Here is an 18,076-nt window from a genome sequence, read left to right as displayed (position 1 = left end):
CCTCCTTCACTGCCCGAGCGAACGGGCTAATTGGTTTGAAAACATGATGACCGCCAGAAAAAACGGACCGGAGCCTGCCATGATCCAGGCAACGGTCTGGGCCTGCACAAACTGGGTAACAAAAAATGACATGGAGGACGCCATCGTCACAATGACGAAAAAGCCGTCGAGCTGATAGGCGTAGATAATCGATACGCCGTAAAAAATGCCAAGAAAACCGAAAAAAAACGTACCCAGAATTGGATACAGAATATGATACTGATACGGCTCCACGAGCTTAAGAAGAAGCACTCCGACAATCGAACCAAGGTACGTGCATACCGCTAAAAGAAAAGCCAGATTGGGAAAAAGCTGCACCTCCCCCAGTATAATTGTATAAAATATAAATAACAGCAGGGTAACCGTACAGGCGGCTCCGCTGCCCTTTAAATACTCTCTCAGCATATCTGTCGATGTATCCATGCAATCCTCTCCCTGTTCCTTCCTTCTTTTCATATTATATCAGACAAACCCCTCCCCTTGGCGTTTCTTTCTTTTTCCTATTATGCTAAGATAGTATCGGTAAATTCTAGGGAGGTGTTCATCTTTGGAGAGGGGTAAACGTTTAGCAATTATGATAGAAACAGCATTCATGGCTGCTCTCTCTTTTATTTTAGGATTTCTTGAATTCGGCGGACCGTGGCTCGCCGGCGGTTCGATTTCTTTTATTATGGTTCCTATTTTTCTAATGGCTTTTCGCCGCGGATGGAAAGCGGGACTTGCCACAGGGTTTTTGGCAGGAATGCTCCAGCTTCTGCAGGGAGCAACTATCGTTCACCCTGTTCAGCTCGTTCTTGAATACCCGATCGCTTACACGGTGCTCGGATTTGCTGCGATTTTTACGACACATGCTGTATTCCGGGAACGGATTCCTTACCTTTTAATGCTTATCGGCATTGTTTTCGGGGCACTGCTTCGCTATATCGACCATTTTGTCTCAGGCGTTATCTGGTTTGGAAGCTACGCTCCGGAAGGTACACCTGTGGTAGCGTATTCGGCACTTTACAACGCTTCGTATTTAATTCCGCAAACCATTATTACCGTTATTATTCTATTTGTTATCGCAAAATACCGTCCGAAATTTTTTGATCAGCCGAAATGGAAATAGCATGTTAACGCAAAACACTTTAAAGCGGCAGTCGTCCTGCCGCTTTTTTCTATGATGGAGACGTTTCCTTTTCCGGTCCCGGGGGAAAAGTTTATTAATAACTTTTGAGGAGGTCGTCAGTCATGCAGCCAATCAATACTGCTATTATCGCTTTTGGTTTTTCAGGGTCTGTGTTTCATACACCTATTATTGAAAAAAGCGATCACTTTAACATCCGTCTCGTTTCATCCTCGAGTCCGGAAAAAGTACATGAACGGCTTCCGGATGTTGAAGTTACCACTGAAGCAGAGGAAGCCTGCCGGCGGGAGGATATTGATCTTGTGGTCATTACGAGCCCAAACACGACGCATTACCCTCTGGCTAAAGCTGCAATTGAAAACGGCAAGCATGTTGTTTTGGAAAAACCATTCGTTCCTACATATGAGGAAGCCGTAGAGCTGACAGAGCTCGCCGAAGCAAATGATGTCGTTTTAAGCGTATATCACAATCGCCGCTGGGACGGTGATTTTTTGACGATCCGTTCCTTGCTTGAAGCAGGGGCGCTTGGCGACGTTCACACCTTTCAGGGTACGTGGAACGACTATGCCCCGGAGGTGGAGGGACTCTGGCGTGAGCAGGACCTGCCAGGCTCGGGAAGCTGGTTTGATTTAGGAGCCCATTTCATTGATCAGGCGCTTGAACTGTTCGGTATGCCGGAAACCATTTTCGCTGACCTTGAAATGCAGCGTCCGAAAACGAATAATACCGATTATTTTCATGCGATTCTTGGGTATCCGAACCAGCGGGTTATTTTGCAATCCAGCTTTCTTGCTGTCGGAGAAGTTCCGAGATATATTGTGCATGGAACGAAAGGCAGCTTTGTAAAATACGGCTTTGACCCCCAGGAGGATATGCTGATTAACGGGAAAACACCAGGGGATCAGGAATGGGGCCTGGAAGACGAGACTTACTACGGGACGTATACCGATGCGTATGGAGGCACTGAGAAAATCCCTACGCATCAGGGATCGTACGAATCCTATTACGAAAGGATCGCCCAGGCCATCCAGGAGGACGGTAAAAATCCGGTGACCGCCATTGAAGCAAGCAGAGTCATCCGCCTGCTCGAGCTCGCCGAAAAAAGTGATTGGGAAAAACGTGTCATTCCAGTCTCCTTTAATAAATAATAATGCTTTTCCCGGAGTTCCTCCGTGCTTATGGGTTTTTATCACCCCTGTCTGCATGGGGGATTTTTATTTCCAGGATTGGAACAGTAGAAGTATGTCACCGATCTCACCACGAATGAACGGAGAAATCCAGGTCCTTCTTTAAGTGGCTTTTCATCAGCGCTTCTGCCTCGTCCTCTTCGTGATTCCGGATCGCTTCAAGTATTGCTTCGTGCTCTTCAATCAGACGGGGCCTCTGGTGATACACCACTGTTCTCCGGAACAAAAAAATAACTGACTGCATCCGTTCAATGGTATCAATTAGTACATCGTTATTGCTCGCACTGACAATAATGTCGTGAAATTCCTTATTTGCTTCCATTATTTCCTCTGTTGTTCCCTGCTTTGCCGTCTCTATACACCTCTGCAGGCCTTCTATCCGGTCAGGACCCATGTAACGGGCAGCCTGGCGGACAGCAAACCCTTCGAGCAGTATCCGCACATCAAACGTATTCATTAAATCTTTAATAGTTGGATTAATCACCCGTTTGTCTTTAATCAAGCCCTCCTCTTCAAGCTTGCGCATTGCATCCCTTACAGGCGTCCGGCTGACCCCAAGTTCGTCTGCCAGTTTTACTTCCGTTAATTTTTCCCCGCGTTCATATTTTTCCTCAAATATGGCATCCCGAATTTTTTCGTATGCCGTATCCGAAGCAGAGTGCTGTTGCTTCATCGTGCCGTCATCCCTTCTGCTGCAATCCTCTGATTTCATTTCTTATTCTTATTATACCTATCTAATAGAAATTAAACCAACTCGCTATTGAATGTATACAATAAATATAAAATTGTGTACAATTATCTTCATTGAAAGCCTTATCAATGATAATAAAAAATTTCCATTTTACGAAATGAAGGAGTGAAACGATATGAATATCGGACAAATTGGTTTAGGCATTATGGGAGGGCCGATGGCCGAAAATCTTCTGAAGGCCGGTTTTGCACTGAAGGGATTTGATATCCACCCTGCAGCCAGAGAGCGGGTAACGGAAGCAGGCGGGAAAGCTGCTGATTCAGCAGGGGAAGCAGCCGAAAACAGCGACATTATTATCACAATGCTCCCCACCACCGCTATACTCGATGAAGTAATAATTAATGACATTCTGCCAGTCGTGAAAAAAGGAGCCATCGTTATTGATATGAGTTCTGTCTCCCCCGTGGACTCCAAGCGCTGGGCAGAGAGGCTTCAGGAAAAAGAAGCAGCCTTTTTGGATGCCCCGGTAAGCGGCGGTGAACCGAAAGCGATAGATGGTACGCTTTCCATCATGGCTGGCGGCAGCGATTACGCTTTTGCTGCTGCTTATCCAGTGCTGCGGGCTGTTGGCACAGACGTCACACATGTTGGTGAAGTGGGAGCCGGATCCACTACGAAGCTTGCCAATCAAATATTAGTAAATGTCACGATGGCAGCCATGTCGGAAGCCGTTCTTCTCGCTTCCAAAGCAGGAGCGGACATTGATAAAGTATATGAAGCCATCCGCAACGGCCTGGCCGGCAGCAGTGTACTCGATGCAAAAATCCCAAAAATTCTCGAACGGGACTTTACTGCAGGCGGACGCATTGACATTAATTTAAAGGATCTCTCTAACGTGCTTCAAACCGGCAAATCCCTCGGGGTCCCCCTGCCGCTTGCATCGGATGTGGCTGAAATGTATGAATCGATGATTGCGCACGGCAAACAATCCGACGATCACAGCGGCGTGCTTCAGCACTACGAAATGCTTGCGAACTATTCAGTGCCAAAAGGAGGAAAACACGGATGACACAGATAAATAGTTACATTAACTCCCTTCCAGATTACGATGAGAAGAAAGTAGATGCTTTTTTTACGGAAGCAGCCGAAAATATACCTCACAAAATCATCTCCCTCGACGACGATCCTACCGGTGTTCAGACTGTCCACGGCGTGCCGGTGTATACAGACTGGGAGGAGTCGACTATTCGGGAGGCCTTTGAAGACGAGCGGCAGCTCATCTTCATCCTCACAAATTCGCGTTCCTTCTCTGAAGCCGAAACAACGAAAGTCCATACTGACATCGCAGAGCGAATAGCCCGCGTATCTGAAGAAAAAAATCAGCCATTTCTGCTGATCAGCCGGGGAGACTCCACCCTGCGAGGTCACTATCCGCTGGAAACAGAGGTTTTAAAAGATACGCTCGAGGCCCGGACAGGCAAAGCAGTGGACGGAGAAATTCTTATTCCCTTTTTTGAACAGGGCAACCGGCGGACCGCTTTCGACGTCCACTATATTCAGCAGGGGGAAACCTTTGTACCCGTAGCGGAAACAGAATTTGCCCGCGACCGGATGTTTGGATTTGCTTCGAGCCACCTGGGTGAATACGTTGAAGAAAAAACAAACGGGGAATTTAAAAAGGAAAATGTTATTTCCATCTCTCTTGACGAGCTCCGGGCTCTCGACCTCGAAGCGATCGAGGCTAAACTTGAACAGGCCGCTTCCTTTCAAAAGATCATCGTTAACGCTGTCAGCGAAACAGATGTAAAAGTATTCTGCACAGCCCTGTTCCGCGCCGTGCAGAATCGGAAAAACTTTCTCTTCCGGACGGCGGCGACGTTTACTAAAGAAATTGGCGGTATTATCCGCAAACCGTATTTAGACGCGGAGAGCCTCTTCGAGCACCAAAGTGACAATGGCGGTCTGATTATTATCGGCTCTCATGTGCAAAAATCGACGGAGCAGCTCGAAGCTCTAAAACAGCTGACCGATATCCAATTCGTGGAATTTTATTGTCCTGCAGTAATGGATGAGAATGCCTTCCGTAAGGAAACCCGCCGCGTTCAGCAGATCGTCGATGACTCTATCGAAGGCGGGAATACGGTATGCGTCTACACTTCCCGGGAGCGCATTGACTTAGGAGCGAACCGAAAAGAAGAAGAACTGGCGCTATCCGTAAAAATTTCCGATGCAGTAACAAACTTTGTGAAAAATGCTGCTTCACAGCCGGCATTTGTCGTTGCGAAAGGCGGTATTACATCAAGCGATGTTGGCACGAAGGGGCTGCTCGTAAAAAAAGCAGAAGTGCTCGGGCAGATTGCTCCCGGTGTACCCGTCTGGCAGACAGATGAGAAAAGCCGCTTTCCTGGTATTCCCTATGTAATTTTCCCGGGAAATGTAGGAGAAAAAGAAACATTACAGCACGTCGTACAAACCTTACAGAAGCATATATAACATAAAGAACCGGCGGGAAGTTTGTACTGACCCGCCGGTTCTTCTATTTTTCCTGTTTTTCTGCCGGCCCATTCAAACGGCTGCGAAGTTCTCTTGCAGCATCTTCCGGCTCGTCTGCCAGACTGATCGCAGAGATCAATGACACTCCGTCAGCTCCGGCCTCCACAATATCAGCAGCGTTGGTGGCGTCAATGCCGCCGATACCTACAATCGGAAGAGCAATGCCTTCCGCCCGGAGCCGGCGGATGCCCTCCAGTCCGACTGGAGCTTTGGCATCTTCTTTAGTATCAGTCGCAAACATCGGTCCTACGCCCAGGTAATCCGCCCCGTCTGCAGCCGCCCGGTGTGCTTCTTCAATAGTGCGCACGGATACCCCGATCACCATGCGGGAAGGGCAGCGTTCTTTAACTTTAGAAGCCGGGTCATCCTCCTGTCCGATATGAATCCCGTCTGCTTCGAGCCGGATTGCCATATCCACATCGTCATTAACAATAAACGGAACATTAAAGGCAGCACACTGGGCCTTCATCTTCCAGCCGAGCTTCCATTTTTCCTCTTCAGGCAGTGCCCCCTGGCCTTTTTCGCGGAACTGGAAGCACGTAACACCGCCCTGAAGAGCTTCCTGCAGTACGTCTTCCGGGTTTCGTTCACCTGTATTGTTGCTTCCCATAATAAAATACAGCTTCAAAATCTCTTTATCCATGGTTTCAGCTCCCTATGATTCCTGTTTGACGCGGATATAGTGGCGCAGATCCATTTCCTGTGTTGCGTGGAGGGCGTTTAATAATTCAATTTGAAAGGAGCCCGGGCCCTCCCTCGTCGTTAGACTGCCTGCGATTTCTGCTGCTGCCCCGTAATAAGCAAGTGCGGCTGCTACTGCTCCAGCCGAATGCTGAACGGTTAAAAAGGATGCTGCGATCGAACTGAGAAGACAGCCGGTGCCGGTTACTTTGGTCAGCAGCGTATGGCCATTCTGCACGATAAATACTTCGCCCTGATGAGCGACCGCGTCTTCCACTCCGGTCACCGCGGCAATTGCTTCAAACTTTCTTGCAGCTTCTTTGGCAAGCTCCGGGTTATCTGCTTCTCCCGAAGCGTCTACGCCCTGTACATTCCCGCTTTCGCCGAGCAGCGCGGCCATTTCTCCTGCATTTGCCCGGATCAGCGCCACGTCCAGCTCTTCGAGAAGAGCAATCGCCGTTTCGGTCCGATAAGCCGTCGCGCCTGCCCCTACGGGATCCAGTACAACGGGGATGCCTTTTTCATTGGCTGCTTTGCCGGCGATCCGCATCGCCTTCACCTGTTCGCGGTTCAGCGTACCAATATTGAGTACAAGTGCGTTCGCTGCTTTTGCCATTTCGGCTACTTCCTCCGGCGCGTTTGCCATAACCGGGGATGCGCCCATCGACAGCAGTCCATTTGCAGTAAAATTGGTTACTACTGTGTTCGTAATATTATGAATCAGCGGCCGGGTTTTTCGTACTTCCTCCAGCAGACCTATAACTTCCTTTGCTTTCATGCCGATCCCTCATTTCTTTATTTTAATAGTTGATCGAGTGGAACGCGCACTCCCCAGTGGTTGACAGGCCCATTGCCTTTACCGATCTCAAGGGGGTGTGCAATCGCATTGGTAATATATTCTTTGCTTTCCTGCACTGCCAGATAGATGGACTTGCCCCGTGCAAGCTTTGCGGCAATCGCGGCTGATAGTGTACAGCCTGTCCCGTGCGTGTGCTTTGTATCCGTCCGCGGCGAACGGAAATAATGAATTTCTCCATCGACGTACAAAATATCGACTGCGTCTTCTTTCATATGGCCGCCCTTAACAAGCGCTGCCCGGGCCCCTAATTCATCAACAATTTTTTTAGCAGCTGCTTCCATCTCTTCGAGGTTCTGGACCTGAAAGTCCGTCAGGCTTGCTGCCTCAGCCATATTCGGCGTGACGACTGCGGCCAGAGGAAGAAATTCATTTTTCATAACTTCAAGCGTCTCCTTCTCAGACAGAGAATCGCCGCTTGTGGCAACCATCACCGGGTCAATAACCACCGGCAGGTCGTATTTTTTCAGCATGTTCACCGTCGTGCGGATCATATCCGGCGTTGCGATCATTCCGGTTTTTACCGCATCCGGCATAATATCATCAAAGACAGAATCCAGCTGGGCCTGAAGCAGACTGGTGCTCATATGCTCCACCTTTTGGACCCCGGTTGTATTTTGTGCGAGCACGCTCGTAATAGCAGACATCCCGTAGGCTTCACATTCCTGAAATGCTTTCAGGTCAGCCTGGATCCCAGCCCCGCCGGTAGGATCTGTTCCGGCGATGGTTAATACTTTAGGTACTTGTGGCATTCGTTGTATCCTCCTTTAGAAGGAATCCTGCTTTAGGTTCAAAAAAAGCTCACTCCCTGAAAGTAGAGAGTGAGCTTTGGCGTATACGTACGTATTTGTATAAAACGAAGCTCCACTTCCCTACGCTGGTACTACCCAGATCAGGTTCGAAGGGACCAAGAATGGTTCTTGTCTCAGCGCAGGCGCCCCTAGCGGATTCCTTACTATTTTTCTTAATCGTACGTGACGCACAGTCCTAATGTCAATTTTTTTCATCATCGCCGGATTTTTTATTTTTGTCCGAATCCTTCGAGGAACGGTCCCGTTCCTCATTTTGTGAGTTGCCGACGATACGTTCGAGAAGGTACAGAATCTCATCCCGCGACAGGTCTTCGCGTTTTTTATCTTCTACATTCTCAGGTTCCTTGCTCTGTTCTGCAGCTTCATTATTCTGCTGGTCTTCATTATTATTCCGTTCTTCCTGTTCTCTCTTTTCCCGTTCCTTTCGCCGTTCTTCTACTTCCCAGCCGTACATGTAGCCCCCGTCCGGCATGGCGAATTTTTTATTCATGCTTCTTGTTTCTTTGGTAAACAAGGTATAGAGCGTTGGAATAATAAACAGCGTCAGGAACGTACTGCTGATGAGACCGCCGATGACTGCGATACCCATCGGCTGCTGAATTTCTGCTCCTTCCCCGAATCCGAGGGCAAGCGGCAGCACCCCAAGGATAGTCGTAGAAGCTGTCATCAGGATAGGGCGTGCCCGCTTTTTCACAGATTCAATAACGGCTTCTCTTACCGGCAGCCCCCGTTCCACCAGCTGATTCGTATAATCAACAAGCACAATCGCGTTGTTAACAACAATACCCGCAAGTACAATCAAGCCGATAAACACTGTGATACTTAGTGGTGTCTGGGTCGCAAACAGGGCAAGCATAACACCGATCACGACCAGCGGTACGCTGAACATTACCACAAACGGATATTTGAATGATTCAAACTGTCCAGCCATTACGAGATAAATGAACACTACCGCCAGCAGGAAGGCAAACACCAGACTCTGAATGCTGTCATCGAGAAGCTCCTGTTCGCCGGAGAAGTTCAATGTAGTCGCCGCTCCGGTATCTACATCGTCAATCGTATCCTCAATTAACGTAGAGGTTTCGTTCAGACTCGTTCCGGAGCCGTATGTGACTGTAAACTCAGTACTCCGCTCCTGGTCAAGCCGGTTAATAACCGCCGGCCCCTCTCCTTCTTCAATATCAGCCACGTCGCTTAAGCTGACGTATTCTCCTTCCGGAGTAGCGAGCTGCAGACTTTCAAGGTCCTCCTGGTTTTCAAGGGAATCCTCTGCATACTGCACGTTCACATTCAGCGGGCCTTCATTATCCGTCTGGATTGTCGACGCCACTTCCCCGCTTGTAGTACTGTTTACCGTCTGCGCGATTTCAGCCGGCGTCAGGCCGTTATCCTGCGCATCGTCTTCGTTAATCTGCACCTGAATTTCCGGAGCAGTCTCTTCATCTGACGTTTCTACATTCCGAATCGTGTTTTCACTTTCAAGCTCCGACTGTACTGCGTCTGCATCTTCAGCGAGTCGCTCTTCATTTTCGTTTGAGAGCGTAAATTCTACGGAATTTGCTTCTCCGCCGCCGATGGCTGCAGAAGACGATAACGAAATATCTGCCTGCTCGTCCGTGTTTTCCACATCGGACTCAATTTCTTCAATCATTTCCTCGGTCGATATGTCCCGGTCTTCGAGATCCTCCATTGTAACTGTAATAGAAGCTTCATTGGACCCCGAGCTCCCGCCGCCTCCGGCTGCAACTCCACTGCCGCCCGAGCCGACTACCGCCATATAGCTTGCAATCTCATCCTGGTTTTCAAGCACGCTTTCAATTTCGTCGACCGTTTCTCCGGTCGTTTCCAGATTTGTACCATTTTCTTTTTCAACATTGATCGTGAAAAAGCCCTGATCTGTCGTCGGGATAAAGTTCACCCCGGTCTGGGCAATGCCGCCGGCTCCGCCAAGCAGCAGGAGCAGTGTTAACAGCAGAGCGACAGCGCGGTGACCGAGGACCCAGCGGATCGAACGGTCCAGAAATCTCATCGGCCTGGATTTTTCACGCTTTACTTCCCTGTCTTCCGGCAGCGGCTTCAGCACACGGCTTGCAATCATCGGCACCACCGTGACAGCTACAAGCAGAGAAGCAAGCAGACTGAAGGCTACTGATAAAGCAAAGGCCTGGAAGATCTCGCCGACAATACCGGAAATAAAGACGATTGGCAGAAAGACAGCTACTGTCGTCAAGGTTGAAGCTGTAATCGCTCCGGCCACTTCCTTTGTACCGTCTAGAGCCGCCCGTTTAGGGAGTTTTTTCATCGACAGGTGCCTGTATATATTTTCAATAACAACAATCGCATTATCGACAAGCATCCCGATCCCAAGAGCCAGACCGCCCATCGTCATTAAGTTTAAACTCACATCGGTAAAGTAAAGAAATGCAAATGTCACAATTACCGAAAATGGTATCGCAATACCAATAATGAGCGGTGTCGTTAAGTTTCTTAAGAAGAAGAAAAGAACAACCATGGCGAACACACCGCCGGCAATTAATGCAAGCGCTACGCTGTTAATAGACTGCTGAACGTAATCCCCTTCATCGTAAATAATCGTCGTGTCGAGATCATTGTACTGATCTTCCTCAAGCAGATCGTCCAGCGTATCGTTAAAGTCCGTGGAGACCTGGGCCGTATTGGCATCTGACTCCTTCAGCACGGTCATTTGAATACCGGGCTCCTGGTTCACTTCTGTGTAGGCTGTCTGTTCCTCAGTGGTACGCTCCACTTCTCCTACATCACTGACAGTAACCGTATCCCCGGATTCATCCTGGCCGACCGCCACTTCTTCCAAATCCTCGACTCCGCCCAGTTCATTAACCGTACGGGTCGTCAACGTTTGTTCTCCGGAGGTAATCGTTCCCCCCGGCTGCGTAATATTGTTTGCCTGAACGGCATTAGTGACGTCAGACTGGGTCACATTGTTGTCTTCAAGAGATTCCTGGTCCAGCGAAATTTCGAATACTTCGTCCAGTCCACCGCTTGTATCAACACTTGCAACCCCTTCAGTGCGTTCAAGCTCGGTTATGATGTCATCCACCTGGCTCTGGGTTTCAGCCAGGCCGTTTCCTTCGGAATAAGCAGCCATTTGAATCATACCCTGCGCATCCGGATCAAACTCGATAAACGAAGGATCTCCCGCATCATCCGGCAGGTTGGCATTGTTCATGGCATTGTTGATTTCCTGCTGCACATCCTCCACTGAAGTGCTCCATGATAGTTCAAGCAGTACAAGGCTTGTGCCTTCCTCTGACTGGGAGGTCATGCGGTCCAGTCCTTCGATAGTGGAGAGCTGCTCTTCCATCGGTTCTGTAACGCTGCTTTCAATTTCTTCCGGGCCGGCGCCCTCATAGTTTGTCGCTACAGCTGCGACCGGTGGTTCAATCTCTGGAAACAGCTGCAAAGGCAGATTCGTCAGCGATACGAAACCCATCATGATAAATAAAATCATGCCGACAATGGTCAGTTTCGGCCGCCGAATAGATGTGCGGGTAATTTTCATGCATCGTTCCTCCATTGGTATGTATATTTCGATAGTTCATCGTCTAAACTGTTAAGTAACTTAACTACACAAACAACCTTAAACGACTGGATAGCTTCCGTCAATGAAGATGCATGGGCGGCCTGCTTCTTTTATTTTTTATACGCGTTATTAATTTCTTCCTCAAGCCGGTGTATAACCTGGGTTGCCTGCTTTAATTCTTCAAGCGGTATTTTGGCAATATACTGATCCACAATATTTTGTTGAAAAATTGTCAATTCTTCTTTCAGCTTCCGGCCTTTCACCCCGTACACGAGCTGGGTTTCTCTTTTGTTTTCTTTATTGGCAGCGCGGTAAAGAAGATCTTCTTCTTCGAGACGCTTCATCGCCTGGCTTACCGCACTTTTTGAAATGCGCAGCCGGTGAGCCATCTCTGTGAGCGTCAGACCCTCGTGCCGCAGGTTCATAAAGAACAGCGCTTCCTGGCGGGTCGTCAATTGCAGCTCCCCAAGCATCGGAACCTCCGGCTGCAGCAGTGTACTAATATTTTCAAGTGTATTTACCGCCTGTTCAAACAGCTCTCTGTGTGTGTATGGTTCCATTTCGCTCATCTTATTCATCCTTTTCCTTCAGCTTTCTTTGCAGCAATCTGCGGCTGTTCGTGCATATAAGCCCCTACAGCTCCACTGAACTCTCCGTAAGGAAGAAAGCATGGTTCTTTTCCCCGGAGCTTCGTGTAGCCGCCAATAATTTCTTTTAAATTGTCGTGCTTATCAAAGGTTGAACCAATATATACTATGGAATCGGTGTTCAGCCGGTCGGCCATCTGAACGCTCATCGTCGTAATCGTTTCACCGATCATCCGTACAACAGCAGCAATGTAGTCTTTATTTTCATACTCATTGTTTTTCATATTCATAATATTTCCGAAGTTGCTGGCCGTAAGATCCCCGGAAATCGGCGGCTCTTCATCAGTATAAATATCCTTTACCTTGACGTTCAGCGACCGTCCGTCCCCTTCTTTTCCAAGACGCAGTATTTCTTCATACGCTTCAATGCCGGTGAGAAGATAGGAAAGACCGATAAGCGTTCCCCCTCCCATCCCGCTGCCGCCAACGCGTTCGTATTCTTCCGGGCCAGCGAAGTGTATTGAGGTCCCGGTCCCGACGTTTGTAATAATATACGTGTCCCCGTAGGTATCGTCTTCATTAAAACGTTTCCGCAAATACGAAACGCCCCTACATGTGGCTTCAAACTCACTGATAGGCTCTGCAGCCCAGGGCAGGGACTTCCTCAGCGTTTCCGCCTTCCCTCCCGTAATATGAATAACTGGATTATCGACCCGCTCTTCAATCCATGTCTGCACCTGCTCCATGTCGGTGAGGGGTATTTTTTTCAGCTCCCATTCATCGTTCACACGGTAAGCAATTTTAATCAGCGTACCGCCTGCATCAATACCGACTACTTCATTTTTCATTCTTTTCCCCCTGTCCCGCGTTCAAATAGTTATATCTTCTGTCGTCTCTTCGTATTTTATCCTACTTCCTGAATAATTGAAAACGATGCAGCACGCCGCTTCTTCCTGTTTTTCTCAAAATTATAGGTTTCCTGCTTCGCAACGGCTTAAATTTTGTTAAAATAATACTACTGCCTAATACGCAGGTATCTATAAATTTAACAAGGTCCTCCGTTTCAACATAGAGGAAGAATGGGGAAAGCAGATGGGCTTCGAGATATTATCCATTTTCTTAGCAATATTATCGATTTTTAATTTATTTTTCGCCTTTGTCATTATCTTTATTGAAAAAAGAAACGCCACCGCCATCTGGGCCTGGATTATGGTGCTGTTTTTTATCCCTTTTCTGGGATTCGTGCTTTATTTAATTTTCGGGCAGAACCTGACTAGAAAACGGCTGTTTGACTGGGCGGATATCGAAAAAATCGGAATTGAAGAGCTGATTCAGGAGCAGATGCATACACTGCGTAATGGCACTTTTCAGTTTTCAGATTCCGTTTCCTCCAAGCACCGGGACCTAATCTATATGCAGCTTGCAAACGACGGGTCGGTGCTTACGAAGGAAAACGATGTCCGGGTGTATACGGACGGCCACGAAAAGTTCGATAATCTGATTAAGGATATCGAGAAGGCTCAGGATCATATTCACCTGCAGTACTACATTCTTCGAAGCGACAACCTCGGACGACGGGTTATCGAAGCACTAAGGAAAAAAGCAGAAGAGGGAGTGGTCGTCCGGCTGCTCTACGATGACATGGGCTCAAGAAAGATGCGTAAAAAAGCACTCCAGGGCCTTGAGGCAGCCGGCGGAGAAGCAGCGGTCTTCTTCCCGAAGCGTTTGCCGATTATTAATTTACGCCTCAATTACCGCAACCACCGGAAAATTGTTGTGATAGACGGAAAAACCTCCTATGTTGGCGGATTTAATATTGGCGATGAATACCTTGGTCTCAGCAAAAAGTTCGGTTACTGGCGGGACACCCACCTGCGTCTGGAAGGGCAGTCTGTCAAAACAGCGCAGACACGGTTCATTCTCGACTGGAACCAGGCTAATTCCAGAAATCCCATCCATTACGAAGAACGTTATTTTCCCACTCTTGCCGAGCCCGGGGAATGCAGCATGCAGATTGTCTCAAGCGGCCCGGACTCCGAATGGGAGCAAATTAAAAATGGATATATAAAAATGATCAACTCCGCCAAGCATTCAGTGTATATCCAGACTCCCTATTTTATTCCGGACGAGAGTCTGATGGATGCCATCCGGATCGCTTCTTTATCGGGGGTCGACGTCCGCATCATGATCCCGAGCATGCCCGATCATCCGTTTGTTTACTGGGCCACGTATTCTCACGTGGGCATTGTTCTTCGTGCCGGCGCCCGTGTTTATATTTACAACAACGGCTTTATTCATGCCAAAACGATTATGGTGGATGATGAAATCAGTTCGGTGGGCACAGCCAATATCGACGTGCGCAGCTTCCGGCTGAACTTCGAAGTGAACGCTTTTATCTACCATGCGGAAACGACGAAACAGTTGACCGATACCTTCTTGTACGATATGAATACGCACTCCTCCGAGCTCACCCTTGAGGCGTACCGGCAGCGCTCGCTCTGGATCCGTATCAAGGAAGCAGTATCCCACCTTCTATCCCCGATTTTATAAACGATGCAAAAATCCGCTGCTTCTCGTTAAGAAGCAGCGGATTTTTTATGTTTTCCACAAACCAGCGAGACTCCGGGCCCAGTTTTCGATGTAACGGGTGCTTTCCTGCATTGCCTGCTCCAGGGAAACGATGCCCGGCACCATACTGAAAGCAGCATCAATGCCCGCTTCATACACCTTTTCATAACCATCGCCGAGCTGGCCGGCAACCGCAACGACCGTACTTCCTTGAGGGGATGCTTTCGCTACTCCAACCGGCGTTTTGCCAAATACGGTCTGAGCATCGATTTTTCCTTCGCCGGTAATAACAAGCGACGCCCCGGCACTTCGTTCAGCGAAGCGGCTCTCTTCAAGCACAATGTCTATGCCCGGCTCAAGCGCAGCATTTAAAAAAGCTATCGCACCGGCCCCCAGGCCTCCCGCTGCCCCAGCTCCCTTTTCCTGAAGCACTGGTTTATCCAGATCCCGTTCAATTACTTCTCCAAGCACACGCAGCGCTTCGTCCAGCTCCTGAACAGCTTCAGTCCCTGCCCCCTTCTGCGGGCCATAGACAGCACTTGCTCCCTCCGGCCCCGTCAGTGGATTCGTGACATCGCAGGCAGCACGCACGGTTACTTCATGAACTCTTTTGTCGAGCCCAGCCGTATCAATGCGGTCCAGATGCTTAAGTGCCCTTCCGCCGGACTCAAGATCATTTCCATTCCGGTCCAGAAAACGAACGCCCAGCGCAGCAGCCATCCCGGCCCCGCCGTCATTTGTGGCACTGCCGCCAAGCCCTAAAATAATCCGCTCCGCTCCATGGTTGAGCGCTTTCAAAATCATCTGTCCTGTACCGTAGGAGGTAGCCGTCAGCGGGTCCCTGCTCTCTTTAGCCACGAGGCCAATTCCTGAAGCTTCGGCCATTTCAATAACAGCTGTGCGGGATTGCTCAATGTAAACAAATTCAGCCTTCACGGTACTTCCGTCCGGCCCGAGTACGTCCACTGTATGAAGCTCTCCGCCAAGGCCGTCGCGTAGCGACTGCGTGGTTCCTTCACCCCCATCGGCCATCGGTATCAGCTCTGTAACAAGACCCTCCGAGTTTCCAATACCCTGGCGGAATCCCCTTTCGATTGCCTGGGCGGCCTCCATAGCTGTCATGCTTTCCTTGAATGAATCCGGTGCGATCACTACTTTCAATTGTTTCTCCTCCTTTACGCTCTACGACTGGTTGGGATAAATAGAAGATGCGTGCTGCTCCAGCATTTTTTCAAACAGCCACTTTTTTTCCGGCAGCGGCAGCATGCAGTCAAAGTTTGTCATATCTTCGTTTTTAAAAAAACCGAGCGTCCCCTGGCAAAAACCGCAATAGGATGTTTGGTGAGTCAGCGGCTGCTCATCCGGGAACCAGTCGTTTGCCGAAGGCACAAATTCGCCGCTCATATTCCAGCCGGTTCCATCGGCTAACTGGACAGAAGCAAGAAGCTTGTACGCTTTCTCCCCTTCTTCTCCGTCTGCAGCTGCCATCTGTACGTAGGAATCCGACACCTGAAGCAGGCGGGGAATTTCATTTTCCCGCAGCTCCCGGAAGGACGGGGTCTCCTGTCCTGTCTGACGCAGGTAGTTCATATGCTCCTTATATCTCGATAAATACAAATGGATAGGCTCCAATTCGTCTCCCCCCTTTTTTCAGTATAGCATGCGTATTCTTTTGACATAATAAAAGAACACCCCGCTCCGCTACAGCAGCGGCTCTGAGATGTTCTTCTACTGGTTTTCTTCCCGTGAAGATTGTTCACGGTTGGGATACCGGCGGTTAAAGTCTTTAAACACAAAGTATTTCATCATAAAGAAACTCGCCGTGAACGAAGCCAGCATGGCCAGTCCCTTAGCCAGGTTCTGGCGGATCCAAGTCGGTACTCCAAGTGCCTGAAACAAAGCATTAAATCCTAAAAATACAGCGTTATTAATACCGAGACTGATCAGTCCCTGAATAATAAACACTAACCGCTGGCGGGTACTTCCTTTCGCAGAATCCCGGAACGTAATAAACACGTTCCAGATGTAGCTGTTTGTTACCGCCAGCGCGTAAGCGATCGTATTAAAAAGCGTTAAAGTCATCCGCTCTTCACTTGGAAAAAGAAATAGAAGCAGATTCAACGCCCCTATATCGACTACAGCATTCGTTACACCAATCGCACTAAACTGAAGCGCCTGAAGAGGACCACGCCGCTTTTGATTCTTACCCATAGAACCCCTCTGTTCTTGATGAAATCTACGCTTACTGGCGTTCTTCTGAAACTGTGTCACTATCTTCCGCCGATTTTGAAACCTTCACACCGGCTGCTTCTTTGTATAAATCCCGGATCTGCTCTGCTGCCGCTTCCCATCCAAAGGTAGCAACATCTGTAAAGGCCTGGTCGGCCAGACGTTTACGGAGGGTTTCATCTTCGAAACGGCAGACCGTGTTTTTAAAGTCATCTTTCGTATGCGGATCATACAAAAGGCCATTTCGTTCCGAGGTCAGCTGTTCCTTTGTGGGCCCGCTTTCTGCAGCAACAAGAGGCAGGCCGGAGGCCATTGCCTCCATAATCACAAGCCCCAGCGTCTCCGTCGTGGAAGGAAAGACAAAAACATCGGAGGAGGCAAACGTAGAAGCCAGCTCATCTCCATGCATAAAACCTGTAAATACAGTGTCCGTGCCTTCGAAATGCTTTTCAAGCTCCTCGCGGTGTGGACCGTCTCCTACGATGGCCAGACAAAACTTGTCCGATTCTTCGAGGACGTCGCGGATTTTTTCGATCTCCTTTTCAGCTGCGAGCCGTCCTACATAAAGCAGCAGCGTTCTGTCGCTTTTTCCACCGGAAAGCCGCTGCCGCATCTTTCTGCTGTGGTGTCTGGGATGGAACTGCTCGGTATCTACTCCCCGTTTCCACAGATGCATGCGTTCAAACCTTTTTTCCTGAAGCTCTTTCTGCACGGTCTGCGAGGTGCAGAGGTTAATGTCCGCTTTATTATGCAGGCGCCGTACATACCACCACATCAGCCATTTCAGCATGCCCAGATTATAGTAGGACATGTACTGGGTCAGATTTGTATGATAGGAGGCAACCAGCGGCACATCCAGCTTTTTCGCATAGTTAACACCCGAATAGCCTACAACCGCAGGGTTTACGACGTGTACGACGTCAGGCCCGAAATCCTGTATATACTTCTTGACTACCCGGTTCGGGAGAGCGAACTTCTTTGAACGATAAAAAGGGAGGGCGCGCGCAGGCACCCCTTTCACTTCTGCTCCATCAAATTCATACACACCCAGATCCGGGGCTACAATCTGTACTTCATGACCATCACGATGCAGCCAGCGTATGCAGGCTGTTAATCGTGTAACAATTCCATCTGTAGAAGGCAGAAAAGTCTCGGTGATGATCATTATCTTCATAGAAGACAACT

17 protein-coding genes and 1 riboswitch are annotated in these 18,076 nt (G+C 48.9%); of the genes, 5 read left to right on the top strand and 12 right to left on the bottom strand.

What is annotated here, in order from left to right; translation table 11 throughout:
* Nucleotides 1–6 precede the first annotated feature (6 nt).
* Nucleotides 7–462, bottom strand: a complete 456-nt coding sequence (locus ACTRXF_RS08005) for a hypothetical protein (RefSeq protein ID WP_474278605.1) — start codon at nucleotides 460–462, stop codon at nucleotides 7–9.
* A gap of 124 nt (nucleotides 463–586) precedes the next feature.
* On the opposite strand from ACTRXF_RS08005, the gene thiT reads away from it, so the two are divergent.
* Nucleotides 587–1,147, top strand: coding sequence for an energy-coupled thiamine transporter ThiT (thiT, locus tag ACTRXF_RS08000; protein WP_244897352.1), 561 nt, complete (start codon nucleotides 587–589; stop codon nucleotides 1,145–1,147).
* Between the two features lie 122 nt (nucleotides 1,148–1,269).
* Nucleotides 1,270–2,313: an oxidoreductase gene (locus ACTRXF_RS07995; RefSeq protein ID WP_474278603.1), complete on the top strand. Its 1,044-nt coding sequence runs from the start codon at nucleotides 1,270–1,272 to the stop codon at nucleotides 2,311–2,313.
* A gap of 106 nt (nucleotides 2,314–2,419) precedes the next feature.
* Here the strand turns inward: ACTRXF_RS07995 and ACTRXF_RS07990 are convergent, their stop codons facing one another.
* Nucleotides 2,420–3,025 (bottom strand): GntR family transcriptional regulator, encoded by a 606-nt coding sequence (locus ACTRXF_RS07990; RefSeq protein WP_474278601.1) that lies wholly within the window; start codon nucleotides 3,023–3,025, stop codon nucleotides 2,420–2,422.
* A 193-nt stretch (nucleotides 3,026–3,218) separates the two neighbouring features.
* Here ACTRXF_RS07990 and ACTRXF_RS07985 point away from each other — a divergent pair, with 193 nt between their 5' ends.
* Both ACTRXF_RS07985 and ACTRXF_RS07980 read left to right on the top strand, forming a co-directional pair.
* Nucleotides 3,219–4,112, top strand: coding sequence for an NAD(P)-binding domain-containing protein (locus ACTRXF_RS07985; RefSeq protein ID WP_474278599.1), 894 nt, complete (start codon nucleotides 3,219–3,221; stop codon nucleotides 4,110–4,112).
* Nucleotides 4,109–5,536 carry a four-carbon acid sugar kinase family protein gene (locus ACTRXF_RS07980; protein ID WP_474261438.1) on the top strand — a complete coding sequence of 476 codons (1,428 nt, stop codon included), beginning with the start codon at nucleotides 4,109–4,111 and terminating at the stop codon, nucleotides 5,534–5,536. The genes ACTRXF_RS07985 and ACTRXF_RS07980 overlap by 4 nt, the downstream gene beginning before the upstream one ends.
* Before the next feature lie 43 nt (nucleotides 5,537–5,579).
* On the opposite strand, the gene thiE is transcribed toward ACTRXF_RS07980, so the two are convergent.
* From thiE to coaW, 6 genes are all read right to left on the bottom strand, one after another.
* On the bottom strand, nucleotides 5,580–6,239 hold the full coding sequence (gene thiE, locus ACTRXF_RS07975) for a thiamine phosphate synthase (RefSeq protein WP_474261439.1): 660 nt from the start codon (nucleotides 6,237–6,239) through the stop codon (nucleotides 5,580–5,582).
* Between the two features lie 12 nt (nucleotides 6,240–6,251).
* Nucleotides 6,252–7,055, bottom strand: a complete 804-nt coding sequence (gene thiM / locus ACTRXF_RS07970) for a hydroxyethylthiazole kinase (RefSeq protein WP_474278597.1) — start codon at nucleotides 7,053–7,055, stop codon at nucleotides 6,252–6,254.
* Between the two features lie 17 nt (nucleotides 7,056–7,072).
* Nucleotides 7,073–7,885, bottom strand: a complete 813-nt coding sequence (gene thiD / locus ACTRXF_RS07965; protein ID WP_474261441.1) for a bifunctional hydroxymethylpyrimidine kinase/phosphomethylpyrimidine kinase — start codon at nucleotides 7,883–7,885, stop codon at nucleotides 7,073–7,075.
* Nucleotides 7,886–7,985: 100 nt separating this feature from the next.
* A riboswitch (TPP riboswitch) is annotated at nucleotides 7,986–8,085 on the bottom strand.
* A 41-nt stretch (nucleotides 8,086–8,126) separates the two neighbouring features.
* Nucleotides 8,127–11,486 carry an efflux RND transporter permease subunit gene (locus ACTRXF_RS07960; RefSeq protein WP_474261442.1) on the bottom strand — a complete coding sequence of 1,120 codons (3,360 nt, stop codon included), beginning with the start codon at nucleotides 11,484–11,486 and terminating at the stop codon, nucleotides 8,127–8,129.
* Between the two features lie 131 nt (nucleotides 11,487–11,617).
* Nucleotides 11,618–12,076 (bottom strand): MarR family winged helix-turn-helix transcriptional regulator, encoded by a 459-nt coding sequence (locus ACTRXF_RS07955; protein ID WP_474261443.1) that lies wholly within the window; start codon nucleotides 12,074–12,076, stop codon nucleotides 11,618–11,620.
* Between the two features lie 5 nt (nucleotides 12,077–12,081).
* Nucleotides 12,082–12,942: a type II pantothenate kinase gene (coaW, locus tag ACTRXF_RS07950; RefSeq protein WP_474261444.1), complete on the bottom strand. Its 861-nt coding sequence runs from the start codon at nucleotides 12,940–12,942 to the stop codon at nucleotides 12,082–12,084.
* 244 nt (nucleotides 12,943–13,186) lie between these two features.
* Between coaW and cls the strand changes: the two genes are divergently transcribed.
* Nucleotides 13,187–14,644 carry a cardiolipin synthase gene (gene cls, locus ACTRXF_RS07945; RefSeq protein ID WP_474261445.1) on the top strand — a complete coding sequence of 486 codons (1,458 nt, stop codon included), beginning with the start codon at nucleotides 13,187–13,189 and terminating at the stop codon, nucleotides 14,642–14,644.
* A gap of 45 nt (nucleotides 14,645–14,689) precedes the next feature.
* On the opposite strand, the gene ACTRXF_RS07940 is transcribed toward cls, so the two are convergent.
* The 4 genes from ACTRXF_RS07940 to ACTRXF_RS07925 all read right to left on the bottom strand — a co-directional run bounded on the left by ACTRXF_RS07940 (nucleotide 14,690) and on the right by ACTRXF_RS07925 (nucleotide 18,065).
* Nucleotides 14,690–15,823: a glycerate kinase family protein gene (locus ACTRXF_RS07940; RefSeq protein WP_474261446.1), complete on the bottom strand. Its 1,134-nt coding sequence runs from the start codon at nucleotides 15,821–15,823 to the stop codon at nucleotides 14,690–14,692.
* Between the two features lie 21 nt (nucleotides 15,824–15,844).
* Nucleotides 15,845–16,294 (bottom strand): hypothetical protein, encoded by a 450-nt coding sequence (locus tag ACTRXF_RS07935; protein WP_474261447.1) that lies wholly within the window; start codon nucleotides 16,292–16,294, stop codon nucleotides 15,845–15,847.
* 96 nt (nucleotides 16,295–16,390) lie between these two features.
* Nucleotides 16,391–16,873, bottom strand: a complete 483-nt coding sequence (locus ACTRXF_RS07930) for a GtrA family protein (protein ID WP_474261449.1) — start codon at nucleotides 16,871–16,873, stop codon at nucleotides 16,391–16,393.
* Nucleotides 16,874–16,904: 31 nt separating this feature from the next.
* The gene (locus tag ACTRXF_RS07925; RefSeq protein ID WP_474278595.1) at nucleotides 16,905–18,065 is read right to left on the bottom strand and encodes a glycosyltransferase family 4 protein; all 1,161 of its coding nucleotides are present in this window, start codon (nucleotides 18,063–18,065) and stop codon (nucleotides 16,905–16,907) included.
* Nucleotides 18,066–18,076 lie beyond the last annotated feature (11 nt).

The organism is Marinococcus sp. LNHM3E3-2.2 (assembly GCF_056034385.1).
This window is presented reverse-complemented; position numbering and strand designations above follow the sequence as displayed.

Excerpts from the sequence above, each read along its gene's own strand:
- ACTRXF_RS08005 (WP_474278605.1), bottom strand. The coding sequence starts at position 462 with ATGGATACATCGACAGATATGCTGAGAGAGTATTTAAAGGGCAGCGGA.
- ACTRXF_RS07995 (WP_474278603.1), top strand. The coding sequence starts at position 1,270 with ATGCAGCCAATCAATACTGCTATTATCGCTTTTGGTTTTTCAGGGTCT.
- ACTRXF_RS07990 (WP_474278601.1), bottom strand. The coding sequence starts at position 3,025 with ATGAAGCAACAGCACTCTGCTTCGGATACGGCATACGAAAAAATTCGG.
- ACTRXF_RS07985 (WP_474278599.1), top strand. The coding sequence starts at position 3,219 with ATGAATATCGGACAAATTGGTTTAGGCATTATGGGAGGGCCGATGGCC.
- ACTRXF_RS07980 (WP_474261438.1), top strand. The coding sequence starts at position 4,109 with ATGACACAGATAAATAGTTACATTAACTCCCTTCCAGATTACGATGAG.
- thiE (WP_474261439.1), bottom strand. The coding sequence starts at position 6,239 with ATGGATAAAGAGATTTTGAAGCTGTATTTTATTATGGGAAGCAACAAT.
- thiM (WP_474278597.1), bottom strand. The coding sequence starts at position 7,055 with ATGAAAGCAAAGGAAGTTATAGGTCTGCTGGAGGAAGTACGAAAAACC.
- thiD (WP_474261441.1), bottom strand. The coding sequence starts at position 7,885 with ATGCCACAAGTACCTAAAGTATTAACCATCGCCGGAACAGATCCTACC.
- ACTRXF_RS07960 (WP_474261442.1), bottom strand. The coding sequence starts at position 11,486 with ATGAAAATTACCCGCACATCTATTCGGCGGCCGAAACTGACCATTGTC.
- ACTRXF_RS07955 (WP_474261443.1), bottom strand. The coding sequence starts at position 12,076 with ATGAGCGAAATGGAACCATACACACACAGAGAGCTGTTTGAACAGGCG.
- coaW (WP_474261444.1), bottom strand. The coding sequence starts at position 12,942 with ATGAAAAATGAAGTAGTCGGTATTGATGCAGGCGGTACGCTGATTAAA.
- cls (WP_474261445.1), top strand. The coding sequence starts at position 13,187 with ATGGGCTTCGAGATATTATCCATTTTCTTAGCAATATTATCGATTTTT.
- ACTRXF_RS07930 (WP_474261449.1), bottom strand. The coding sequence starts at position 16,873 with ATGGGTAAGAATCAAAAGCGGCGTGGTCCTCTTCAGGCGCTTCAGTTT.
- ACTRXF_RS07925 (WP_474278595.1), bottom strand. The coding sequence starts at position 18,065 with ATGAAGATAATGATCATCACCGAGACTTTTCTGCCTTCTACAGATGGA.